Genomic DNA, 19,294 nt, shown 5'->3' with positions numbered 1-19,294 from the left:
CACCGGCCACGCCGCCTGGAAGGCGTTCGGTCAACAGCCTGACGAAGCGGCGCGGCGATACCACCCAAGGTGGCAGGATTCTTGCTACGGTATCCGTCGCCGGAATGGCCGCGGAGAACCGTGATGCTCTCTACGCAACGCTCGCTCGCGACGGCCCAGCTCGGCCGCAACAGCTTCGAGGAGATCTTCGAGTCCCGGACGCCGTTGCGCGAGGCCGCCCTGGAGTCGTTTCGCCGCAGAAACGCGGTGCTCGACGGAATCTTCTACGACATCGGCAAGGTGACCCAAGAGGAGGCCCACGAGACTGCGCCTTGGCTCGCGCGCGAGGGCGCGATCCTGATCGTCCCGCCATCCGGCGCCGGATCGCTCAAGCTCTGCAACACCGTGGAAGACTTCGTCAATGCTGGCGGCGCCGATGTCCGTATCCTGGCGGTGGCCGGCGTCGGCAGTTCGGCGCTGGGGGCGGCGGCCTTCGCACGGAATGTCGCCGACGCGTTTGGCGTGTCGGCTGCTGCCGTGGTGTCGGGCTACGGGCTTGCCGATCTCCTGACCGAGGCGCTCGGTGGCTGGTTCTGGTTCGGCACGCTCAACCGCCTGCGCCATCAGTTCGAGGAGCTGGACGACGTCAGCCGGGCGCTGAACCGGCCCGAGACCGTCAGTCCGCCGACATCACCGCTCGAACTCGGCCGCGTCAGCCTGGATACAAGGACGGTCATGGCTTTGCTGGCCGATGATCGCTTCAGCTTTTCGCTGGTGACCGGACACTCCAAGGGCAACCTCGTGGTCTCGGAAGCGCTGTACGAGCTGAGGGAGCAGCCGGCGATCGAACAGACCATTCCCGACGACAAGTTCTGGATTGTCACGGTGTCTGCGGCGGTCGCGATGCCGCCCCGGTACAAGAAGATCGTCGACGTGATGGGCACGATCGATGGCTTCGGCGCGCTCAACTCGACGCCGGGAATCTCGATCGAGAAGTCGTGCCCGTTCAGCTGGCACCACACCAACACGGATTTGCCGCTTCACCTGCCGGTCACGAAGGTGTTCAGGGAGCTCAGGGTCGAGCGGAATGTCGCCGTCTGAGTTACGCCGGGACTCGAAATGACGTCAGCGTACCGGGACGAAAGCGATGCGATTGCAGACGGCGCCATCCGCCGTCCTCGCGCCGTCAACTCTCGTGGTGCGGGCAGCCGGGGTCGAACCGGCACAGCGCTTGCGCACCGAGGGATTTTAAGTCCCTTGCGTCTACCAATTCCGCCATGCCCGCTTGATCCAACGAGATCAAACACTTAAGTCCACCTTCGGCCGTTTGGAATTGGCGCTTCGCGGGCCGGGTGGGTGGTTCTTCCTTAAGCGAGCCGGCCGCACAAGGCAAAGCCTCAATCCGGACATCTGTTGCTGCTTTAGGCATTCTCAATCCACGGGGACTATTCATCCGGCATGGTTGCTTCGCTTTCCCATCGCCTGCGCTTTTGCGGCGCGCTTTTCGTGCTGCTCGCGGGCGGCGCGCTGTCCGGCTGCGCGAGCATGAGCGAGACGGTCGCTCCGGCGTTTGCCGATCCGGCAAGATACGATCTGTATGATTGCAAGCAGCTCGAGTCCGAGCGCAAGGGGCTCGCCAGCCGCACCGCGGACTTGCAGAGGCTGATGGACAAGGCGCAGACCGGCGCCGGCGGCGCCGTCGTGGCCGAACTCGCCTATCGCAACGAGTACGTCGCGGTGCGTGGTCAGGCGCAGCTGGCCGAAGAGGCCTGGCGCCGCAACAGGTGCCGCGAAACGCCGCCCGAGCCGGCACCGGCTGCTGCGCCTGCGGCTGCCGCCAAGCCTGCGCCGAAATCCGGGAAAGCGGTCCGCTGAAGCGCCGCGCCTGCAGCGCTTCGCATCAGGGGCGCCAGCCGTAGATCCAGTCCTGCCGCGCCAGCATGCGCTCCGGGCCGAGCGCCCGGATCGCAACATCGCGCGCAATCGCGAGCGGTCCGCTGAAATGATAGATGCGGCCCTGCTGCCGTGCGGTCCGCTGCACCCGTCGCACGCGCGCCTGGCGTGCGCGGCCATATTGCTTCAGCGCTGCGACGATGCCGTCCGTGCTCTCGGCGGTCTCGGGGCTCAGATGCTGTGCCAGCACGGCGGCATCCTCGATCGCCATGCCGGCGCCTTGCGCGGCGAACGGCAGCATCGCATGCACGGCGTCGCCGAGCAGCGCGACCGGGCCTTTGCTCCAGGGGCAGCCGTCGGGCACGCCGAACAGCGCCCATTTGCGCCAGCCATCGACTGCGGCGAGCATCATCCGCGCCTGCGACGGCCAGCGCGGCGCGGCGAACGCATCCATCACCTCGCGCGGATCGCCGGGCGTGCTCCAGCCCGGCCTGTTCCAGGTGCCAGGCAGCACCGCGACCACGTTGATCTGTCGTCCGCCCGCGATCGGATAGGCAACGAGGTGGGCGTTCGGGCCCATCCAGAGCTGGACCCGGCGCGCGGTGTAGTCCTTCGGCAGCTGCGTGGCGTCGAGCGTACCGCGCCAGGCGATCAGCCCGGAGAAGCGCGGCTGCACCTCGGGAAACAGATGCTGGCGTACCGTCGACCAGATGCCGTCGGCGCCGATCAGCGCGCTGGCGAGATCGCTGCGGCGGATCGTGCCGCTGCGATGGACGACGGTCAGCCCCTTGGCATGAGGCGCGACGTCTTCGAAGGTCGCACCTAGCTTCAGGTCGATGTCGGGATGGTCGGAGACCGCGCCGGCGAGCGCGGACTGCAGGTCGGCACGGTGCACCACCCAATAGGGTGCGCCGGCGCGCACCGAGGCCGCTTCGCCGAGCGGCATGCGCAGCAGTTCGCCGCCCGCCCGCGCGCTCATGATCGAGACCGCCTCCGGGACGACGGCACGCAGCTTGAGCCGTTCGGTCAGGCCGAGCCCGACCAGCACGCGGCTCGCATTGGGGGAGAGTTGCAGGCCCGCACCGACTTCCTCGAGGCGCTCGGCTTTTTCCAGCACGACGATACGGAAGCCCCGGGCGGCCAGCGCAAGCGCGGCCGTCAGTCCACCGATTCCGGCTCCGGCAATGACAATCGTTCGGGAGAGCGCCACCCCTGACCGGTGGACGCGGTCAGGCCACCTTGTCCTTCAGAACGCATTCCGGCGGACGGGCTTCGCCGGCCTTCAGGTCGGCCGCGAAGCGGTACAGCGTCGAGCAGTAGGGGCAGATGATCTCGTTGTCGTTGCCGAGGTCGAGGAAGACGTGAGGATGATCGAACGGAGGGTTGGCGCCCACGCACATGAACTCTTGCGAGCCGATCTCGATGACGGGAACACCGGCATCGTTATGGAAGTGCGGGACGACATGGTCGGACATCGTAACTCATCCTGGAGTGGCAGTGGCGGCAGACACAATCACAACTGACGCGGCATCTTTGAGGCGCCGCGGACCATACTGGCGGGTGCAGATGATTGCTAGCCCGGCGGAACCGAAAGGTTCGCAACTGCCCCATGCTCATTTGCTCATGCAAATTCGACACAATCTTGCGGCCTGAGAGAAGCCCTTCTTTCGTCGGGGACGTTGTGTCGCAATTTTGGCATACTATGTCTGTGGACGAGTGGAATTGGGGCAAAAGATCAACCTTCAGGCGCAAACGATCCAGGCAAACGATCTGGGAACATCCGGGCTCTTGGCATGAAGTGGCTGCGAATCAGCACAGCGTTGACCGGCATCGCGGCATGCAGCTTCATGCTCGCGCAGGTCGCGCCGCACGCCCGCGAGGCCGGCGCGATTCTCGCCGCCCGGGATGATCCGGCCGCGCTGTCCGAGCTGAAGCTCGACGCCGTACTGCGACAGAACGACCGCCTGGTTCAGGATAACATCGAGGCCGCGCTCGCCGCCGGCGATGCCGATCTCGCCGACAGTTTTGTCGCGCTGGCGCGTGACCGCAACATCGCGGTGCCCGACGACCTCCTCGCCAGGGTGAGCGATGCGGTCAAGGAGGAAAACTCCACCTCGCATTTCGCCAGGCGCTTCGCGACCGGTCTCGTCACCGGCAGCGCCGACGATGTCGCAAGCCTGTCCGGAACCGTGGTCGGCGATCTCTTCGTGATCGGCGACGTCAGGGACGTCGTGCGCGAGGGCAAGCATCTCGCCATGGGCGAGGACACCGACCGTCTGGTGCTGGGCCTTGCAGCCGCGGGCCTTGCGGTGACGGCGGCAACCTATGTGTCCATCGGCGGCGCCGCGCCCGTGCGCGCCGGCCTGACGCTGGTGAAGGATGCGCGGAAAGTCGGGCGGCTCGGCGAGGGCCTCGCGGCCTGGGCCGGCCGGTCCGCGCGCGAGGTTGTCGACACGCCGGTGCTCCAGAACGCGGTGGCGTCCGGCTCGGTGCTGCGGCCGGGCCAGACCGTGAGCGCGATCAAGGCCGCGTTCCGTGCCGAGAAGGCAGGTGCCCTGGTCCGGCTCGGCAAGGACGTCACGCGCGTTGCCGAGAAGACCAGCACGCGCGGCGCGATGGACAGCTTGCGCATCGCCGAGGGCCCCAAGGACGTCGCGCGCGCGGCGCGGCTTGCTGAAGCGCAGGGCAGCAAGACCCGCGCGATCATGAAGCTCTTGGGCCGCGGCGCGCTGCTGCTCGTCGGCGGCGCGTTCGATCTTGCGCTCTGGCTGTTCGGTGCGGCGCTGACGCTGTTCGGCCTATTGTCTTCGATCAAGGCCACCACCGAGCGCCTGACGCAGGCCTGGTGCGATCGCAGACGGGCGAGGCGGCTTCGCCGGGCGCAGGTCGCCGCCGAAGCCGCTCTGGCAAGTGCGGCCGGTCCGGCCTAGAATCAACCCTTCCCCTCAACACCGCGGAATATCTGATGCCGAGCTTTCACAACGGCGCCGTTGAAATTGCCTATCTCGACGAAGGCGAGGGCGATCCGATCATCCTGGTGCACGGCTTTGCCTCCAGCAAGAACGTGAACTGGGTCTATCCGACCTGGGTCTCGGAGCTGCGCAAGAACGGCCGCCGTGTCATCGCACTCGACAATCGCGGCCACGGCGAAAGCGCAAAGCTCTACGAGCCCGCGCAATACTCGATTCCGACCATGGCCGGCGACGTGCTCGCGCTGATGGACCATCTCGCCATCCCGCAGGCCGACATCATGGGCTATTCGATGGGTGGGCGGATGACGGCGTGGCTCTCCCTGAACGAGCCGCAGCGCCTGCGCTCGGCGATCCTCGGCGGCATCGGCATCGGCGGCCTGATCGAGGGCACCGGGCCCGGCGAGAATGTCGCGAAGGCGCTGGAAGCGCCCGCGCTCGACGACGTCTCCGATCCCGTGGGGCGCACCTTCCGCGCGTTTGCCGATCAGACCCGCTCTGATCGGAGGGCGCTCGCCGCCTGCCTGCGCGGCACGCGCGACCTCATGACCAGGGGCGAAGCTGCACGCATCGACGTGCCCGTGCTGATCGCGGTCGGCTCTACCGACGACGTCGCTGGCTCGGCCAGCGCGCTCGGCGCCATCATTCCGGGCTCGGAAGTGCTCGACATTCCGGGCCGCGATCACATGCGCGCGGTCGGCGACAAGGCCTACAAGACCGGCGTGCTCGATTTTCTCTCACGCCGCGGCTGAGCCTTTAGGTTCCTCGTCGCCGAACGCGCGCGCCAGCGCCATCAGCACCACGAAGGTCGCAACCCACACCATGCGCGCGCCGTAGCGGTCGTGCGGACCGGAGATGACGGCGCAGATGAAGGCGTTGCCGAGCAGCGCGAGCGTCACCGTCGCCGCCAGCAACGTCAGATCGTCGAGCCGGCGGCGCGCCAGCGCATGCGCGAGCAACCCGACCAGCGCCAGCATCGAGGCCAGCGCGACGGGAACATGCAGCCAGTTGACGTAGTCGAAATTGACATCCCATTGCTGTTGCCGCGCCGCGCGCATCGGCGCGATCTGTGCGGGGATGTAGCGCTCGATGATGCCGTAGGTGTGCGGGATCCAGCCGCTGGTGCCTTCGCCGGTCGCCACGTGCAGCAATTGCTGGCCCACCGCCCGCATTGCGGCGCCGGCCTGCCAGGCCGGATAGTCGGCGAGCGAGTGCACGACGATATAGCTCATCTCGTCGTTCATGCCCTCAAACCGGCCGAGCGCGTTGAACACGCTCTTGCCCCACAGGAATTCGTCGGCGGTCGCCGGCAATTCGTTCCGATAGGGACAGAGCTTGAAGCTCTCGCGCGGGCAGTGGTCGTTGAGATAGCGCGCGACGATGCCGTCCTGCATCATGCGGCCGAAGGCGACGCCGTAGCCGCCCGGCGTCCAGGCCCATTTGCCCGACAGCGCATGGTTCGCCGAGACCAGCATCAGGCCGCCCGCGACGATGGTCATGCTCGCCTGCGCCAGTCCGGCGAGCGGAAGCCTGCGGCCCACGAACGGCCGCGCCATCCAGCCGGCGAGGCAGAGTCCGAGCAGCACGCCGAGTGTGGCGCTGTGGGTTGCGGCGGCAAAGGCGGTGAAGACGAACAGCGCGATTTTTTCGTGCGGCGACGTGCGCTGGGCTCCGACGACGAGAAGGAACAGCGACAGCACCGACAGTCCCGCGAAGATGTCCGTGAGCAGCATGCTGGCCAGCCAGGGCAGCGCGGTCGACAGGATCAGGAGCAGGCTGATCGCGACGAAGCGGAACGTCTGCAACAGGCCGAGGACGCGCAAGCTGAGCTGCAACAGCCACAGCGTCGCCAGCGACTGGATCGCGAGGTTGATCCAGAAGCCGAAGCTTTCGCCGGAGTGGAGATAGAGGCCGAACACGGTGGACCGGCTGGGGACGAGATAGCCCTCGTACCAGCGCGCCAGATAGCCGCCGGTATCCCACTGCAACAGCGGATAGCCGTTCCAGAACGCCGGCGCGATCATCAGGAGGGGTAGGGCCAGAGCGGCGAGCCGCACCCAGAACGAGCCCGCGGGGCGCGCGCGCAAATGATCGGTGGTGGTGGTCAAATCCGCTCCGTCGTCGTCCGGACCATGCCTGCAATAAGGGGTGGGAGCGAATTCACCAATAGTTTGACGCTGCCCGGCTTGAATTTGGCAAAACCCTGACCACTTTTAGCCGACCTTGCCGCCTGGGGGCGTCAGAAGAAATTGTTGTGTTTCAACGCGTTGGCGGCTTTCGCGGGGCAAGGTGCTGTTCACTCTCAGGCAAGCCCGTCAGGACTTTGTCGCCTAGACTGTGCTATAGAACCAACAAAACGAGCCCATTCGAAAGAGCAGATCCCATGGCAGTGCATCAGGTCAATCCGGGAGGAAAGCTCGCATCCCTCGATCCGATCTGGGACCGGATCCGGAGCGAAGCGGAGGACATCGTCCATCGCGAGCCGGAGCTTGCGACCTTCATCTATTCGACGGTGCTGCATCACAGCCGTCTCGAGGATTCGGTGATCCATCGTCTCGCCGACCGGCTCGATCATTCCGCGCTGTCGGGCGATCTCGTGCGCCAGACCTATGACGAGGCGCTGCGCGACGATCCCGATCTCGGCAACGCCTTCCGCGCCGACCTCGTCGCCGTCTACGATCGCGATCCCGCGACCTCCCGCTTCATCGATCCGTTGCTCTACTTCAAGGGCTTCCACGCGATCCAGACCCATCGCCTTGCGCACTGGCTCTGGCTGAAGGGCCGCAAGGATTTCGCGTATTATCTCCAGAGCCGCGCCTCTGCGGTGTTCCAGACCGACATCAATCCCGCCGCGCGCATCGGCCGCGGCATCTTCCTCGACCATGCCACCGGCTTCGTCTGCGGCGAGACGGCGGTGATCGAGGACGACGTCTCGATCCTGCACGGCGTCACGCTCGGCGGCACCGGCAAGGAGAACGAGGACCGTCATCCGAAGATTCGCCATGGCGTGCTGATCGGCGCGGGCGCGAAAATCCTCGGCAACATCGAGATCGGCCATTGCGCGCGCATCGCGGCCGGCTCGGTCGTGGTCAAGCCCGTGCCGCACAACGTCACGGTCGCGGGCGTGCCCGCCAAGATCGTCGGCGAGGCCGGCTGCGCCGAGCCGTCGCGCACCATGGATCAGATGATCAACGCGATGGGGCTTTGAGCTCAAGAAGAGGGGCCGGATTCTCCGGCCCTGTCCGTCCCCAAATTCTTTGGCAATTCATGCTGGCGGTTCGTCGCGTCTCGGCCTAAAACCCCGCCAACCCAGATTTCGATTGGAGACTTGCCGTGGACGTCAAGGAAGTAAGGAAGCTCGACGCGTATCTGAAACGCGTATTCGGCAATCCCAAGATCCGCGTCGTGCCGCGGCCGAAGAAGGACGATTCCGCCGAAGTCTATATCGGCGAGGAGTTCATCGGCGTGCTGTTCGTCGACGACGAGGACGACGATCGCTCGTTCCAGTTCCAGATGGCGATCCTCGAGGACGATCTCGTCGATCAGGAATAGCGCGGCGATCGTGTCGCTCAATGGGGCCGCGCACACCGCGACCCCTCATTCTATTTCCTTGTAAGAATGCGCAGCCGCGCCGTGGCATCAGCGACAGTGATGTCCTCTGCATCGACGAGGTCGGCTTGCGGGGGGGGGGGGGGGGGGGGGGGGGGGGGGGGGGGGGGGGGGGGGGGGGGGGGGGGGGGGACGACCATGTCGCGCTCCGTCCGCTCGATGACCCGTGCCCGCGCCGTGATCGGTCCGACCGTTGCGGGGGGGGGGGGGGGGGGGGGGGGGGGGGGGGGGGGGGGGGGGGGGGGGGGGGGGGGGGGGGGGGGGGGGGGCTTCAGGAAGCGTGTGTCCAGGCTCCGCGTGATCACAGTCTGGTCAGGGGATAGCGCTGCGAGCGCGCAGATCCCGGTGGCGGAGTCCAGCATCGCCGCAAGGAATCCGCCCTGGATGGTCCCATGCCTGTTGGTGAATGCGGGTTGAGCCTGGAAGCGGATCAGCGCATGCCCGCTCTCGTCGAAGCCGAGCCATTCGCGCCCCAGCAGCTGGGCACCGGGTGGGAGATGTGTGGCCGCATCGTTCGATCGGTTACCCCATGCTGACATCATGCCCCTGTCTTGCCCGACGGGTCAAGCGCGACTTCGAAAAATACGAAAGCGCTCTATGCTGCCGATGTTTGGCTACTGTGCATGGGGTTGTTTTCGACATTTTTTATCGGGAGGCCCCTAAGCCCGTCCCGGCAAACTGGTCTCGCCACGGGCGTAGAGGTCGCGCTCAGCTCTTCGGCCCGCGCAACTGCGCCGTCAGCTTTTCCATCGCCTCCGCCGCATCGCGCCATTGCGACAGCCAGCTGCGCGGAAAGCGGAAGGTGAGGTCGGCGCCGCCGACGCGGCGCTCGGAGAGGCACATGCCCGGGGTCGCCGCATCGCGCGTGCAGCGTGCGGTCAGCGCGGGGCTTGCGGCGGAATAGAGATCCTCGCTGCCGTAAGGTGTATCGGCGCGGAACATCCGCATCGTCAGCCCGTCCTCGGGCATCGTCGCGCCCGGCTCGAGATAGCGCGGATAGATCGTGGCGGTCCGCTGCTCGGGCGAGAGCGCATCGTGATGGGCCGCGATCGACAGGAAGATGCGGTCGATCGGCAGCAATGACGCATCCACCGTGTCGGCGCTGACGTGCTTCGGCGTGCCGGGCGGCTCCAGCGAGGGATAGAGGAAGTCGAGATCGATGCGCTCCTGCGGCCCCGAGTGACGCTGGATCTTCATCCGGATTGCCGTCGTCGGCAGGTTGAACAGCGTGCCGCCAACGCTCACCGGCAGCTTGTCGGGGGCGTTGGCGCCGCTGGTGCCCCAGGTCGGCCACAACAGATAGGCGACGAGCGCGACGGCGCACACCGCCGCCGCGCCGCCGAGCACGATCGGGACGATATGCGCCCGGGTGCGCGTCCGGGGGGACCGAGGGGAGGCTGCCGAAAACACCGTCATGACTAGCGCGCGTGGGCCCGTGGTCGGCCGATGGCCGACGAATCAGCGGCGAATATGCCATGCGGCGGCGATTTCGCGGAGCGTTCCCCGGCTGCGGGGAAAGGGGGAGGGCCCTGCGCCGGATGGCCGGCGGCGTTAACCTTCCCTTAAGGATAATGTAGCGTTAACCGGCACTATTTGTCACAGGAAGGCTCCGGCGTTGCGTAAGGGCGGACCGTTCCGATGACACCTGAAGCTCTCAATTCCTTCTTCTCGATTGGCATCGGTTTCGCGCTCGCTGGCGCACTCGTGAACGGATACCAGGCGGTCGCGCAGCGGCCCGCCGGCTTCGGCCTGTTGCAGGATGGCGTGGCCCCGAAGACCTTCGCGGCGGTGCCGTTCCTGGTGTTCGCCGCCCCCTTCATCATCATGCGCAACACGCTGCGCGGCATGCGGCTGGAAAGCCGCCGCCTCGAATTCGTGATGATGGCGACCGTCATCGCCGGCTTCTGGAGCATGATGAGCGGCACCTTCTTCCTGATGACGCTGCGGGCGACCGGCGTCCTGGGCTGACGCTTTGCAGGGCTGCCGGTGCGGGTGGCCCTTTGCCTCCGCGCCGCCGTTTCGCTATGCCAGTCTCAGCGTGACAGGAGACCTCCATGGCGATCTACGAGCTCGACGGGCAGGCGCCCGATCTTCCCGCCGACGGCAACTATTTCATCGCGGAGACCGCAACCGTGATCGGCCGCGTGCGCCTGAAGCCGGGGGCGAGCGTCTGGTTCGGCGCGGTGCTGCGCGGCGACAATGAATGGATCGAGATCGGCGAGGGCGCCAACGTGCAGGACGGCTCGACCTGCCACACCGATCTCGGCTTTCCGCTTGTCATCGGCAAGAACTGCACCGTCGGCCACAACGTCATCCTGCACGGCTGCACGATCGAGGAGGGTGCGCTGATCGGCATGGGTTCGATCGTGATGAACGGCGCGAAGATCGGCCGCAACAGCATCGTCGGCGCCGGTTCCGTCATCACCGAGGGCAAGGAGTTTCCCGAACGCTCCCTGATCATCGGCTCGCCCGCGCGCGTGATGCGCACGCTCGACGATGCCCAGGTGCAGAGGATGGGAAGCGCGGCGAAGTTCTACGTCGCCAACGGACCTCGCTTCACGAAGGGCCTGAAGCGGATCGGGTGAATTCAGCTTCCTTCTGACTCGCGCGCTTCCATCGCGCCTGCGCCCTTCTCGTGCCCCGCAGCCCAGAGCGCATGTTCGTTGCTGCCGTCCGAGTAGGGATTGGCCTCGGCCGGGATGTTGTCGCGCGCGGCGCGCTCGCCTTCTGCAAATGGATCGCGATCGGTCATTGTGATTTGGCCTTTCCGGACTTCGGACGCGCGGCCGGCTTGTCCGGTTCGGCGCCGAGCCTGGCGCTCTTGCGCAACGCGTCCCGGAGATCGATGGGGATGCCATGCTTCTTCAGCAGGTCGGCGAAGGCTTCATCCGCAAGCTCTTGGAACGTCGCCATCCGGTCGCGTCCCAGCTGCTTGAGCTTGTCGAACGTGTCCTCGTCGAACGCGATCAGTTTGCGCATGATCGTGCCTGCCTCCTCGTTTCAAGCTGATGTGACGGCATTTGTTCCGGAACGGTCTTGGTCCGGACCGTCTGCTCGACAAGAAGATGAAGAGCATCTGCCGCGGCTGCTGATGCTCGCGCGGAAGTGAGTCAGGATGGCTGTCACGAGTGCCCCGATAGCATTAGCTTGATCCTGCGTTGAAGCGTGGAGCGTGTCCACGCGGAGGATCGAGTAAATGCTACGGAAGATGATGATGGCGGCGCTGACCGTCGCGGCGGTCGGGCTCTCGGCGCCGCAGGCGGCCCAGGCGGGCGGCGGTTTTGGACATGGCGGCTGGGGCCATGGCGGCGGCTGGGGCCACGGTGGTGGCGGCTGGGGCCATGGCGGTGGCGGATGGGGCCATGGCGGCCATTGGCACGGCGGCGGCTTCTGGCCCGGCCTCGCCATCGGCGCGGGCATTGCCGGTGCCGGCTACTACGGCGGCTATTACGGCTATGGCTACCCCTATTACGGCGACCCGTATTATTATGGTACCGGCTACGATAACGGCGGCTATGGCGGCTGCTATGTCGTGCGCAAGCGCGTGATGACGCCTTCGGGATGGCGATACCGGCGCGTCGACGTCTGCGAGTGAGGCGGGAAGACCTGCCAGCCTGCTAAAAAACAAGGTCGTTGACGCAGTATACCGTCAACGACCTTGCCAGCCCCGGATATTGAAATCGGCTCACGCCATCCGGTAGCGGAGAGCATGGCGTGGAATCATACGGGCAAATGTGATCCAGTTCACAAGTGGAGAAAATTAAACCCGCAGGCCGTGATCCGCTCAGCCGCGCGAGCGCTTGCGCGCGCTGGCATGGACGCGGTGGCGTGCCGGTTTCCTGCGGGTAACCGACGGCGTTTCGGCCTCGGTGGCCCGGGCGCTGGCAAAGGACTGGCGCAGGCCGTCGATGGACTCGTTCAGGGTCGCCACCTGCTCCGACAGGCGCTTGGTATCGGCCTGTTGAGCTGCGAGCAGCCGCTTCACGGTCTGGAGCTGGTCCTGCACGACCTGGAGCTGGTCGATCGATTCCTGCTGGGTTGCCTCCAGCCCCTTGGTCTTCTCGACCAGCTGCTCGGAGGCCTGGGCGGTGCGGGCCTGGAGCTGCCGTGACGCGACCACCCGGTCGGCCTCCGGCGCAGCGCCGGTATAGGCGCGCCAGATCGCGATCGAAGTCACACCGGCGATCAACAGGAGAAGGGCGGCGGCGGTCAGCGCGATGGGCTGGGCGCCGAGGCGAAGCAGGGGGTTGGACGGTGTGTCCTGTGCGAGATCGATCATCGCTGACAAAACCCAAATTGAAACTTGGTGAGTGGCGAAGACCGGCAGCCCAAGGGCCGCCGGGATGTCCCGAAAACGTAACAGTTCGGCAACAAATGGGACCAAAAAGAGGCTGAGGGCGAAAAAACCAGCGATCTTCTGGCCTTGAGACCTCCTAAGGCCCCCGCCGGAAGCAGCGATCAGGGCTGAAACGGCGAAAACGGCCCGGAATAGGTCTTCGATCGTGGCGCAGCGTAGGGCCCGAGCCGGGACGTCTTCAGGCCGAGTCGCACCAGCGCTTCCGCCAACGTCACGGCGGCGGCGACGCCGTCGACCACGGGCAGGCCGTGCGTCGCGGCGAGCTCAGCGGCGAGATCCGCCATGCCGGCGCAGCCGAGCACGACAGCCTCCGCACGGTCGTCGCGGATCGCGGCCGTGATCTCCGCGGAGATCTTTGCGAGCGCATCGGCATTGCGCTCTTCGAGCGCGAGTACCGGCACCTCGGCGGCGCGGACGCGGGCGCAGCGCCCGGCGAGACCGTACTTCGTCAGATTGTCCTCGATCGGCACGATGGAGACACCGAGCGTCGTTACCACGGCAAAGCGCGCCGCGATCAGGCTCGCCATGTGAAAGCCCGCTTCGCCGATGCCGATCACCGGCGCCTTCGCCACCGCGCGTGCCGCGTCGAGGCCGGTGTCGTCGAAACAGGCGATGATGTGCGCGTCCGCGCCGTCTCGGTCGGCCTCGCGGATGCAGCCGAGCATGCCGGGCACGGCGAAGGCCTCGTCGTAAAAGCCCTCGATCGAGACCGGGCCCATCGTCGGCTGGCGCGCATCGATCTCGGTGCCGGGCAGGGCGACGCTGCGTGCCGCAGCGGCGATCTTCGCCGTCATCGACGCGGTGGTGTTGGGATTGACGACGTGAAGTCGCATCGGATCAGACCAGCCCCTTGCCGGCGTCCGAGCCCTTGGCCGCCTGCCGCTTGTTCAGCACGTGGATGGTGCCGAGCGCAAGCGTGATCACCGTGAACGAGACGGCGGAGATCACGGTGCCGAGCGCGTAGATGTCGGGGTTCGTCACGGTGGTGGTGAGGCCCTGGAGATCGAGCGGCAGAGTGTTCACCGCCCCGATCGCCTGGCTGGAGCGCGCGAGCTCGTCCCAGGACAGCGTGAAGCCGAACAGGCCAATGCCGATCACGGAGGGCAGGATGATCGGCAGCACGACATGACGGAACGCCTGCCACGGCGTCGCACCGAGATCGCGCGCTGCTTCCTCGAGCCTGGGGTCGAAGCGGTTGAAGATCGCGAACATGATGAGCAGCCCGAACGGCAGCGTCCAGGTCAGATGCGCGCCGAGCCCGGAGGTGAGCAGGCCCATCGAGGTCTCGAAATTCTCGTTCCAATGCGCCTTGATCAGATCGTCGATGATGCGGAATTCAAGCGAGATGCCGAGCGAGGTGATGATCGAGGGGACGATGAGGCTCGCGATCGCCGAGTAGAACAGGATGCTTTGCGCCTTGAACCTGCGGCGGAAGGCCATACCGGCTGCGACGGACAGCACGACGGTGACGATCATCACGATGAGACCGAGCAGCAGTGAGCGGCGGAAAGCCGCGCCGAGATCGACGATGCCGGTGCCCTGGAATAATTTCGCGATCCAGAAGGTCGACACCCCGTTCATCGGGAAGGTGAGGCCGCCCTGCGGCCCCTGGAACGACAGCACGTAGATCGCGATCATCGGGCCGTAGAGAAACAGCACATAGGCCGCGAAGAAGATCGCGAGCACGTAGAAAGAGCGCGGGCGTCCTTCCTTCATGCTCAGAGCTCCTTCTTGATGTCGACGATGCGCGACATCATGGTGATGATCAGGAAGGTGATCGCGAGCAGGATGACGGCGTTGGCCGCTGCCGCGGGGAACTGCAGCGCGTTCACCCGCGTCTCGATGATCTTCCCGGCCGCCGCAATCTGCTGGCCGCCCATCACGCCGATGGTGATGAAATCGCCCATCACGATGGTGATGACGAAGATCGAGCCGATCACGATGCCGGGCTTGGCGAGCGGAATGACGACGTTCACGAGCGTCTGGAAGCCGGTGGCGCCGGCGTCATAGGCGGCCTCGATCAGCGACTTGTCGATGCGCACCATCGAATTGAAGATCGGAACCACCATGAAGAAGGTGAAGAGGTGCACCAGTGCCAGCACGACCGAGAACTCGGAGAACAACAGCCATTCCAGCGGCTGGTTGATGAGACCTGTCTTGACGAGGCCGGAATTGACGAGGCCGTTGCGGCCGAGCAGCGGAATCCACGCGATCATGCGGATCACGTTGGAGGTCCAGAACGGGATCGTGCAGAGCAGCGACAATCCCATCTGCCAGGTCTTGGACTTGATGTGGAAGGCGAGGAAATAGGCGACCCAGAAGCCGATGAACAGCGTGATCGCCCAGACCAGGAAGCACAGCTTCAGTGTCATCAGATAGGTCTTGCCGATCGTGCAGAGATCGGGGAGCTGCGCGATGCAGCCTTCGAACGTGTCGGTGTAGCCGCGGCCCGAGAAGGCCGGCAGCAGCTGGTATTCGTTGTAGTCCCAGAACGAGACGATGACGACGAATACCAGCGGGATCAGGAAGAAGGCGAGGAACACCAGCATCATCGGCCCGGCCTGGAGCCAGGAGATGAAGGACGGCGACAGGCGCGTCGGCTTTGCGGCGCGCGCTGTGCCCGACCCCGGGATCAATCCCGGGGACGCCTGTTGCAGGATGTCCTCTGACGTGTCCATCAAATTACGCCGCGATGAACTCGTTCCACTTGCGGACCATGTAGTCGTTCTCGTCCATCACCGCGTTCCAGCAGGCGACGCCGCCCATGCGGTCCTCGTAGGAGCCGCCGTCGCGCACCGCGCCGGCTTTCTCCAGCAGCGAGCCGTCGGGCGCCTTGATGTCCTTCTCGGCCGGCTTGCCTTCCATCCAGTAGGCCCACTCGTAGGGCTCCATATGCGCCTTCGCGGTGGAGAGCACGGCGGAGTAGTAGCCCTGGCGGTTGAGATAGGCGCCGGCATAGCCGGACAGGAACCAGTTCACGAACTCGTAGGCCCATTCGAGCTTGGCGCCCGACACGCCCTTGGAGACGCAGAAGCCCGAGGCCCAGGAGCGATAGCCCTCCTTGAGCGGCTGGAAGGTGCAGGGGATGCCCATCGAGCGCACCTTCGTGACTGCCGGCGACCACATCGACTGGATCACGGTTTCACCCGAGGCCATCAAATTGACGCTCTCGTTGAAGTCCTTCCAGAAGGCGCGGAACTGACCGGCCTTCTTGGCCTCGGTCATCACCTTCATGGTGAGATCGATCTCTTCCTTGGTCATGTTGCCCTTGTCGGCATATTTGTACTTGCCGGTGGCTTCGACGACCATCGCGGCGTCCATGATGCCGATCGAGGGGATGTTGAGGATCGACGCCTTGCCCTTGAATTCGGGATTGAGCAGCTCGGACCAGGAGCTGATCGGCCGCTTGATCAGGTCGGGACGGATGCCGAGCGTGTCGGCGTTGTAGACGGTGGGGATCAGCGTGACGAACTCGGTCGCCGAGGTGGCGAACTTCTTGGAGTCCTTGCCTTCGAGATAGAGCACCTTCCAGGGCGCGGTGCCCTGGTTGCCGATCTTCTTGCCGCCGGGCGTCTGGCCCTTGGTGAAGACCGGCGTGATGTTGTCGAATTCCTTGATCTTTCTGGCGTCGAGGGCAAGGATGTTGCCGGACGGCACCAGCTTCTTCAGCGAGAAATATTCGGTGTCCAGCACGTCGAAGGAGTTCGGCTGGGTCATCACGCGCTTGGTGACGTCGTCGGTGGTCGCGGTGATGTATTCGATCTTGATGCCGGTGTCTTTCAGGCACTGCTTGGAGATGTCGTCACCCTCGTTCACGGCGGTGCCGAGATAGCGCAGCACTTTCGCATCGGCCGACTTCACATAGGGAAAGCCGGTGATGGCGCCGGAGCCGGCGGCAAGGCCGGCGAGACCCGCGGTGCCCTTGAGCAGCGTGCGGCGGCTGACGCCCTTTGTCCTGGTGGTCTCGGTCATATCAGTCACTCCTCTGTTGCGCATTCCAGTGATCGATCGGCGCTATTGCAGGCGCTGCGCCTTGGCGGGATCCCAGGTGGCCAGCACGCGATCGCCCGGTCGGAACGGGTGAACGTCGAAGGCAGCCTCGGGGAGGTGGGAGAACAGGGCGGTGCCGTCGTCGAGCGTGAGCGAGACGGCGATGTAGGAGCCCTGGTACTCGGTCTGGGTCAGCAGCGCCGGCGCGCCGTACGCACCGTCGGCGAACGGCACGATGCCGAGCTGATCGGCGCGCACGGCGATGAGTTTGCCGGCGTCGCTGAGGACGTTGTGGCCGCCGATGAAGCGCGCCACGAATTCGGTGCGGGGATGGTGGAAGATGTCGCGGGCGGTGCCCTGCTGCTCGATCTTGCCGTGGTTCATCACCACGATGTGGTCGGCGAGCGCCATCGCCTCTTCCTGGCCGTGGGTGACCTGAATGAAGCTGATGCCGAGCTCGCGCTGCAGCCGCTTCAGCTCGCCGCGCATCTTCACCCGCAGGAACGGATCGAGCGCGGAGAGCGGCTCGTCGAGCAACAGGATCTGCGGCTCGGTGATCAGTGCGCGGGCGAGCGCGACACGCTGCTGCTGGCCGCCGGAGAGTTGCGCCGGCAGCCGGGCCGCATAGGGGGTCATGGCCACCAGCTCGAGCAGTTCGCCGGCACGCTTGTGCCGCGTCGCCCGGTCGATCCCGCGCATTTTCAGGGCGAATGCCACGTTGTCGAGCACGGTCAGATGCGGAAACAGCGCGTAGGACTGGAACATCATCGCGGTGCCGCGCTTGGCGGGCTCGAGATCGGTGACGTTCTGCGCACCAAGGATGATGTCGCCCTCGCTGACCGCCTCATGGCCCGCGATCATGCGCAGGGTCGAGGTCTTGCCGCAGCCGGAGGGGCCGAGCAGGCAGCAATAGGTGCCGGCCGGGATCTTGAGGTTGACGTCGTCGACCGCCAGCGTCGTGTCGTAGCGCTTGGTGACGGCGACCAGTTCGAGAGCGGCAGGAGTGGCCATGGCGTGTCCGCTGGGAGGGCGATGCTCCGGCTTTCTCCGCAAGGTCCGTGCCAACCGCCCGGAGACTGCCGAATTCCAAAACTGTGCAGTGGAGTCAGGTCGTTAGATCGAATCCGGCGCAGCGGCGCGGCTCGCCGGGTAGGCAGTAATATGCACACAAAATGTGCTCAGATTGTATAAAGTTTCGCCTGTGATTGGATACAGCTGGTCGACTACCATGCGGGGCCGAACGTCGCCGATCGAGCCCTCAAACCCAAGCCCCTCGAACCGATGGCCGCCAAGACCCGCCAGAAATCCGATGCGCCAGACGCGAGCGATCGCGTCAGCCGGATCAGGGAGGGCGTGACCGCGGCGATCCTCGAGCATCGTCTGCTGCCGGGCACGAAGCTCGGCGAGGACGAGATCGGCGAGATCTACGGCGCGAGCCGCACGCTGGTCCGCACCGCGCTCCAGCAGCTCGCGCATGAGGGCATCGTCAACATCGAGAAGAACCGCGGCGCCTTCGTCGCGCGCCCGACGCCCGCCGACGCGCGCGAAGTGTTCGAGGCGCGCCGCCTGATCGAGCCCACTATCGTCGACCACGCGTGTGAGGCGGCGTCGCCGGCCTGGCTCGAGCGCCTCGGCCGACATCTCGCTGAAGAGCGCGAGGCGGAGCTGCGCGGTGACGCGCGCGCCTCGGTCCGCCTCTCCGGCGAATTTCACAAGCTCGTCGCCGAGATGAGTGGCCACAGCATCTATCTCGGCTTCCTCAAGGAGCTGATCGCGCGCTCCTCGCTGATCATCCTGCTCTATCGCCGCCACGACACGCCGGCCTGCGGCACCGATCACCACGCCGGGATCGTCGCGGCGATCCGCAAGCGCGACAAGCAGGCCGCCCGCGCGCAGATGCTGTCGCATCTGAACGAGATCGAAGCCGAGCTGTTCCTGAAGGATCCCGCCGCCGACGAGACGCGGCTCGCGGATGTGCTGGGCACCTAAGCGAGCCGCACGGTCTTCTATGGCAGAGAAGATCCTTCGTTTCGCCTGACGATCTTCAGCACGAGCAAACCAGCGCCAAGCACCAGGAAGAGGACGCCGACGAAAGTCGTGCCGCTGGATTCAAAGGTCACGCCGACCGCGGTCAGCAGGCATCCGATGATGATTGCGAAGAGTCCGCCGAGCTTCTTGACCAGCAGGACGTGTCCGTCACTCGTTTGTGTCACCATGTTACGCCTCGTCATTTGAGATGCTGCAAAATCCCCTCTGCCAAAAATCCCCCTGCCAAGTGCCCGCAGTCGCGTAGATCGCGCAGGATCGTACTCCTGAGCGAAGACGTTGCAATCTGTCGTTGATCACGCGCCTGGTCGGATATTCGCGTTTTGATTTGAGTTCGACGCATGTGCGGCAGTCGCGCTTACCCATTGTCTGTAGAGCTTGACGCCGGGCAGGTCGCTCATCGCGTCGTATGGCTGATTTGCATAATCTCCTGTGGTTGCAAATTGACTCG

24 protein-coding genes and 1 tRNA gene are annotated in these 19,294 nt (G+C 65.5%); 10 read left to right on the top strand and 15 right to left on the bottom strand.

The genetic code is table 11. The features are described 5' to 3' along the window. The first annotated feature begins 123 nt into the window (after positions 1-123). The gene (locus WN73_RS05020) at positions 124-1,080 is read left to right on the top strand and encodes a hypothetical protein (RefSeq protein ID WP_039184824.1); all 957 of its coding nucleotides are present in this window, start codon (positions 124-126) and stop codon (positions 1,078-1,080) included. A gap of 95 nt (positions 1,081-1,175) precedes the next feature. Here WN73_RS05020 and WN73_RS05015 read toward each other — a convergent pair. Further along, positions 1,176-1,264: transfer RNA gene (locus tag WN73_RS05015), tRNA-Leu, on the bottom strand. 173 nt (positions 1,265-1,437) lie between these two features. Here WN73_RS05015 and WN73_RS05010 point away from each other — a divergent pair. Further along, positions 1,438-1,854, top strand: coding sequence for a hypothetical protein (locus WN73_RS05010; protein WP_011088338.1), 417 nt, complete (start codon positions 1,438-1,440; stop codon positions 1,852-1,854). Positions 1,855-1,879: 25 nt separating this feature from the next. On the opposite strand, the gene WN73_RS05005 is transcribed toward WN73_RS05010, so the two are convergent. Beyond that, positions 1,880-3,082 (bottom strand): FAD-dependent monooxygenase, encoded by a 1,203-nt coding sequence (locus WN73_RS05005; RefSeq protein ID WP_011088337.1) that lies wholly within the window; start codon positions 3,080-3,082, stop codon positions 1,880-1,882. A gap of 19 nt (positions 3,083-3,101) precedes the next feature. Next, positions 3,102-3,347 (bottom strand): zinc-finger domain-containing protein, encoded by a 246-nt coding sequence (locus tag WN73_RS05000; protein WP_007602543.1) that lies wholly within the window; start codon positions 3,345-3,347, stop codon positions 3,102-3,104. 318 nt (positions 3,348-3,665) lie between these two features. Between WN73_RS05000 and WN73_RS04995 the strand changes: the two genes are divergently transcribed. Both WN73_RS04995 and WN73_RS04990 read left to right on the top strand, forming a co-directional pair. Continuing rightward, positions 3,666-4,802, top strand: a complete 1,137-nt coding sequence (locus WN73_RS04995) for a hypothetical protein (RefSeq protein WP_028175410.1) — start codon at positions 3,666-3,668, stop codon at positions 4,800-4,802. A gap of 35 nt (positions 4,803-4,837) precedes the next feature. Further along, positions 4,838-5,593: an alpha/beta fold hydrolase gene (locus WN73_RS04990; protein ID WP_028175409.1), complete on the top strand. Its 756-nt coding sequence runs from the start codon at positions 4,838-4,840 to the stop codon at positions 5,591-5,593. Here WN73_RS04990 and WN73_RS04985 read toward each other — a convergent pair. Further along, positions 5,579-6,949 (bottom strand): hypothetical protein, encoded by a 1,371-nt coding sequence (locus WN73_RS04985; protein ID WP_028175408.1) that lies wholly within the window; start codon positions 6,947-6,949, stop codon positions 5,579-5,581. The two genes, WN73_RS04990 and WN73_RS04985, sit on opposite strands and share 15 nt — an antisense overlap. A gap of 275 nt (positions 6,950-7,224) precedes the next feature. On the opposite strand from WN73_RS04985, the gene cysE reads away from it, so the two are divergent. Together cysE and WN73_RS04975 are read left to right on the top strand one after the other, a co-directional pair. Then, on the top strand, positions 7,225-8,049 hold the full coding sequence (cysE, locus tag WN73_RS04980; RefSeq protein ID WP_028175407.1) for a serine O-acetyltransferase: 825 nt from the start codon (positions 7,225-7,227) through the stop codon (positions 8,047-8,049). 125 nt (positions 8,050-8,174) lie between these two features. Continuing rightward, on the top strand, positions 8,175-8,393 hold the full coding sequence (locus WN73_RS04975; RefSeq protein ID WP_007602550.1) for a DUF3126 family protein: 219 nt from the start codon (positions 8,175-8,177) through the stop codon (positions 8,391-8,393). Between the two features lie 50 nt (positions 8,394-8,443). Here WN73_RS04975 and WN73_RS44330 read toward each other — a convergent pair whose 3' ends face one another. Both WN73_RS44330 and WN73_RS04970 read right to left on the bottom strand, forming a co-directional pair. Beyond that, positions 8,444-8,989, bottom strand: a complete 546-nt coding sequence (locus WN73_RS44330; RefSeq protein WP_333937947.1) for a PaaI family thioesterase — start codon at positions 8,987-8,989, stop codon at positions 8,444-8,446. 169 nt (positions 8,990-9,158) lie between these two features. Beyond that, the gene (locus tag WN73_RS04970) at positions 9,159-9,866 is read right to left on the bottom strand and encodes a hypothetical protein (protein ID WP_028175406.1); all 708 of its coding nucleotides are present in this window, start codon (positions 9,864-9,866) and stop codon (positions 9,159-9,161) included. Positions 9,867-10,088: 222 nt separating this feature from the next. Between WN73_RS04970 and WN73_RS04965 the strand changes: the two genes are divergently transcribed. After that, positions 10,089-10,418, top strand: coding sequence for a DUF6949 family protein (locus tag WN73_RS04965; RefSeq protein WP_011088330.1), 330 nt, complete (start codon positions 10,089-10,091; stop codon positions 10,416-10,418). A gap of 86 nt (positions 10,419-10,504) precedes the next feature. Continuing rightward, positions 10,505-11,035 carry a gamma carbonic anhydrase family protein gene (locus tag WN73_RS04960; RefSeq protein ID WP_011088329.1) on the top strand — a complete coding sequence of 177 codons (531 nt, stop codon included), beginning with the start codon at positions 10,505-10,507 and terminating at the stop codon, positions 11,033-11,035. Between the two features lie 2 nt (positions 11,036-11,037). Here the strand turns inward: WN73_RS04960 and WN73_RS04955 are convergent, their stop codons facing one another. Further along, the gene (locus WN73_RS04955; protein WP_202633166.1) at positions 11,038-11,202 is read right to left on the bottom strand and encodes a hypothetical protein; all 165 of its coding nucleotides are present in this window, start codon (positions 11,200-11,202) and stop codon (positions 11,038-11,040) included. Then, positions 11,199-11,429, bottom strand: coding sequence for a hypothetical protein (locus WN73_RS04950; RefSeq protein WP_161534449.1), 231 nt, complete (start codon positions 11,427-11,429; stop codon positions 11,199-11,201). Before WN73_RS04950 ends, WN73_RS04955 begins: the two co-directional genes overlap by 4 nt. Before the next feature lie 217 nt (positions 11,430-11,646). Between WN73_RS04950 and WN73_RS04945 the strand changes: the two genes are divergently transcribed. After that, a complete protein-coding gene (locus WN73_RS04945; RefSeq protein WP_060908083.1) occupies positions 11,647-12,045 on the top strand; it encodes a hypothetical protein in 399 nt (132 codons plus the stop codon). Positions 12,046-12,234: 189 nt separating this feature from the next. Here the strand turns inward: WN73_RS04945 and WN73_RS04940 are convergent, their stop codons facing one another. The 6 genes from WN73_RS04940 to WN73_RS04915 all read right to left on the bottom strand — a co-directional run bounded on the left by WN73_RS04940 (position 12,235) and on the right by WN73_RS04915 (position 17,808). Next, positions 12,235-12,729 carry a hypothetical protein gene (locus tag WN73_RS04940; RefSeq protein WP_028175404.1) on the bottom strand — a complete coding sequence of 165 codons (495 nt, stop codon included), beginning with the start codon at positions 12,727-12,729 and terminating at the stop codon, positions 12,235-12,237. Positions 12,730-12,908: 179 nt separating this feature from the next. Continuing rightward, on the bottom strand, positions 12,909-13,640 hold the full coding sequence (locus tag WN73_RS04935; protein ID WP_271551875.1) for an aspartate/glutamate racemase family protein: 732 nt from the start codon (positions 13,638-13,640) through the stop codon (positions 12,909-12,911). 4 nt (positions 13,641-13,644) lie between these two features. Next, positions 13,645-14,523, bottom strand: coding sequence for an ABC transporter permease (locus tag WN73_RS04930; protein ID WP_011088324.1), 879 nt, complete (start codon positions 14,521-14,523; stop codon positions 13,645-13,647). 2 nt (positions 14,524-14,525) lie between these two features. Beyond that, on the bottom strand, positions 14,526-15,485 hold the full coding sequence (locus tag WN73_RS04925; protein ID WP_011088323.1) for an ABC transporter permease: 960 nt from the start codon (positions 15,483-15,485) through the stop codon (positions 14,526-14,528). A gap of 4 nt (positions 15,486-15,489) precedes the next feature. Further along, positions 15,490-16,779, bottom strand: coding sequence for an ABC transporter substrate-binding protein (locus tag WN73_RS04920; RefSeq protein WP_028175401.1), 1,290 nt, complete (start codon positions 16,777-16,779; stop codon positions 15,490-15,492). A 42-nt stretch (positions 16,780-16,821) separates the two neighbouring features. Then, a complete protein-coding gene (locus WN73_RS04915; protein ID WP_028175400.1) occupies positions 16,822-17,808 on the bottom strand; it encodes an ABC transporter ATP-binding protein in 987 nt (328 codons plus the stop codon). Between the two features lie 270 nt (positions 17,809-18,078). On the opposite strand from WN73_RS04915, the gene WN73_RS04910 reads away from it, so the two are divergent. Further along, on the top strand, positions 18,079-18,786 hold the full coding sequence (locus WN73_RS04910; protein ID WP_161534453.1) for a GntR family transcriptional regulator: 708 nt from the start codon (positions 18,079-18,081) through the stop codon (positions 18,784-18,786). A gap of 17 nt (positions 18,787-18,803) precedes the next feature. On the opposite strand, the gene WN73_RS04905 is transcribed toward WN73_RS04910, so the two are convergent. Then, a complete protein-coding gene (locus tag WN73_RS04905) occupies positions 18,804-19,013 on the bottom strand; it encodes a hypothetical protein (RefSeq protein ID WP_028175399.1) in 210 nt (69 codons plus the stop codon). Positions 19,014-19,294: the final 281 nt, after the last annotated feature.

It is taken from the genome of Bradyrhizobium sp. CCBAU 45394, assembly GCF_028128655.1.
Classification (GTDB): Bacteria; Pseudomonadota; Alphaproteobacteria; order Rhizobiales; family Xanthobacteraceae; genus Bradyrhizobium; species Bradyrhizobium diazoefficiens.
This window is presented reverse-complemented; position numbering and strand designations above follow the sequence as displayed.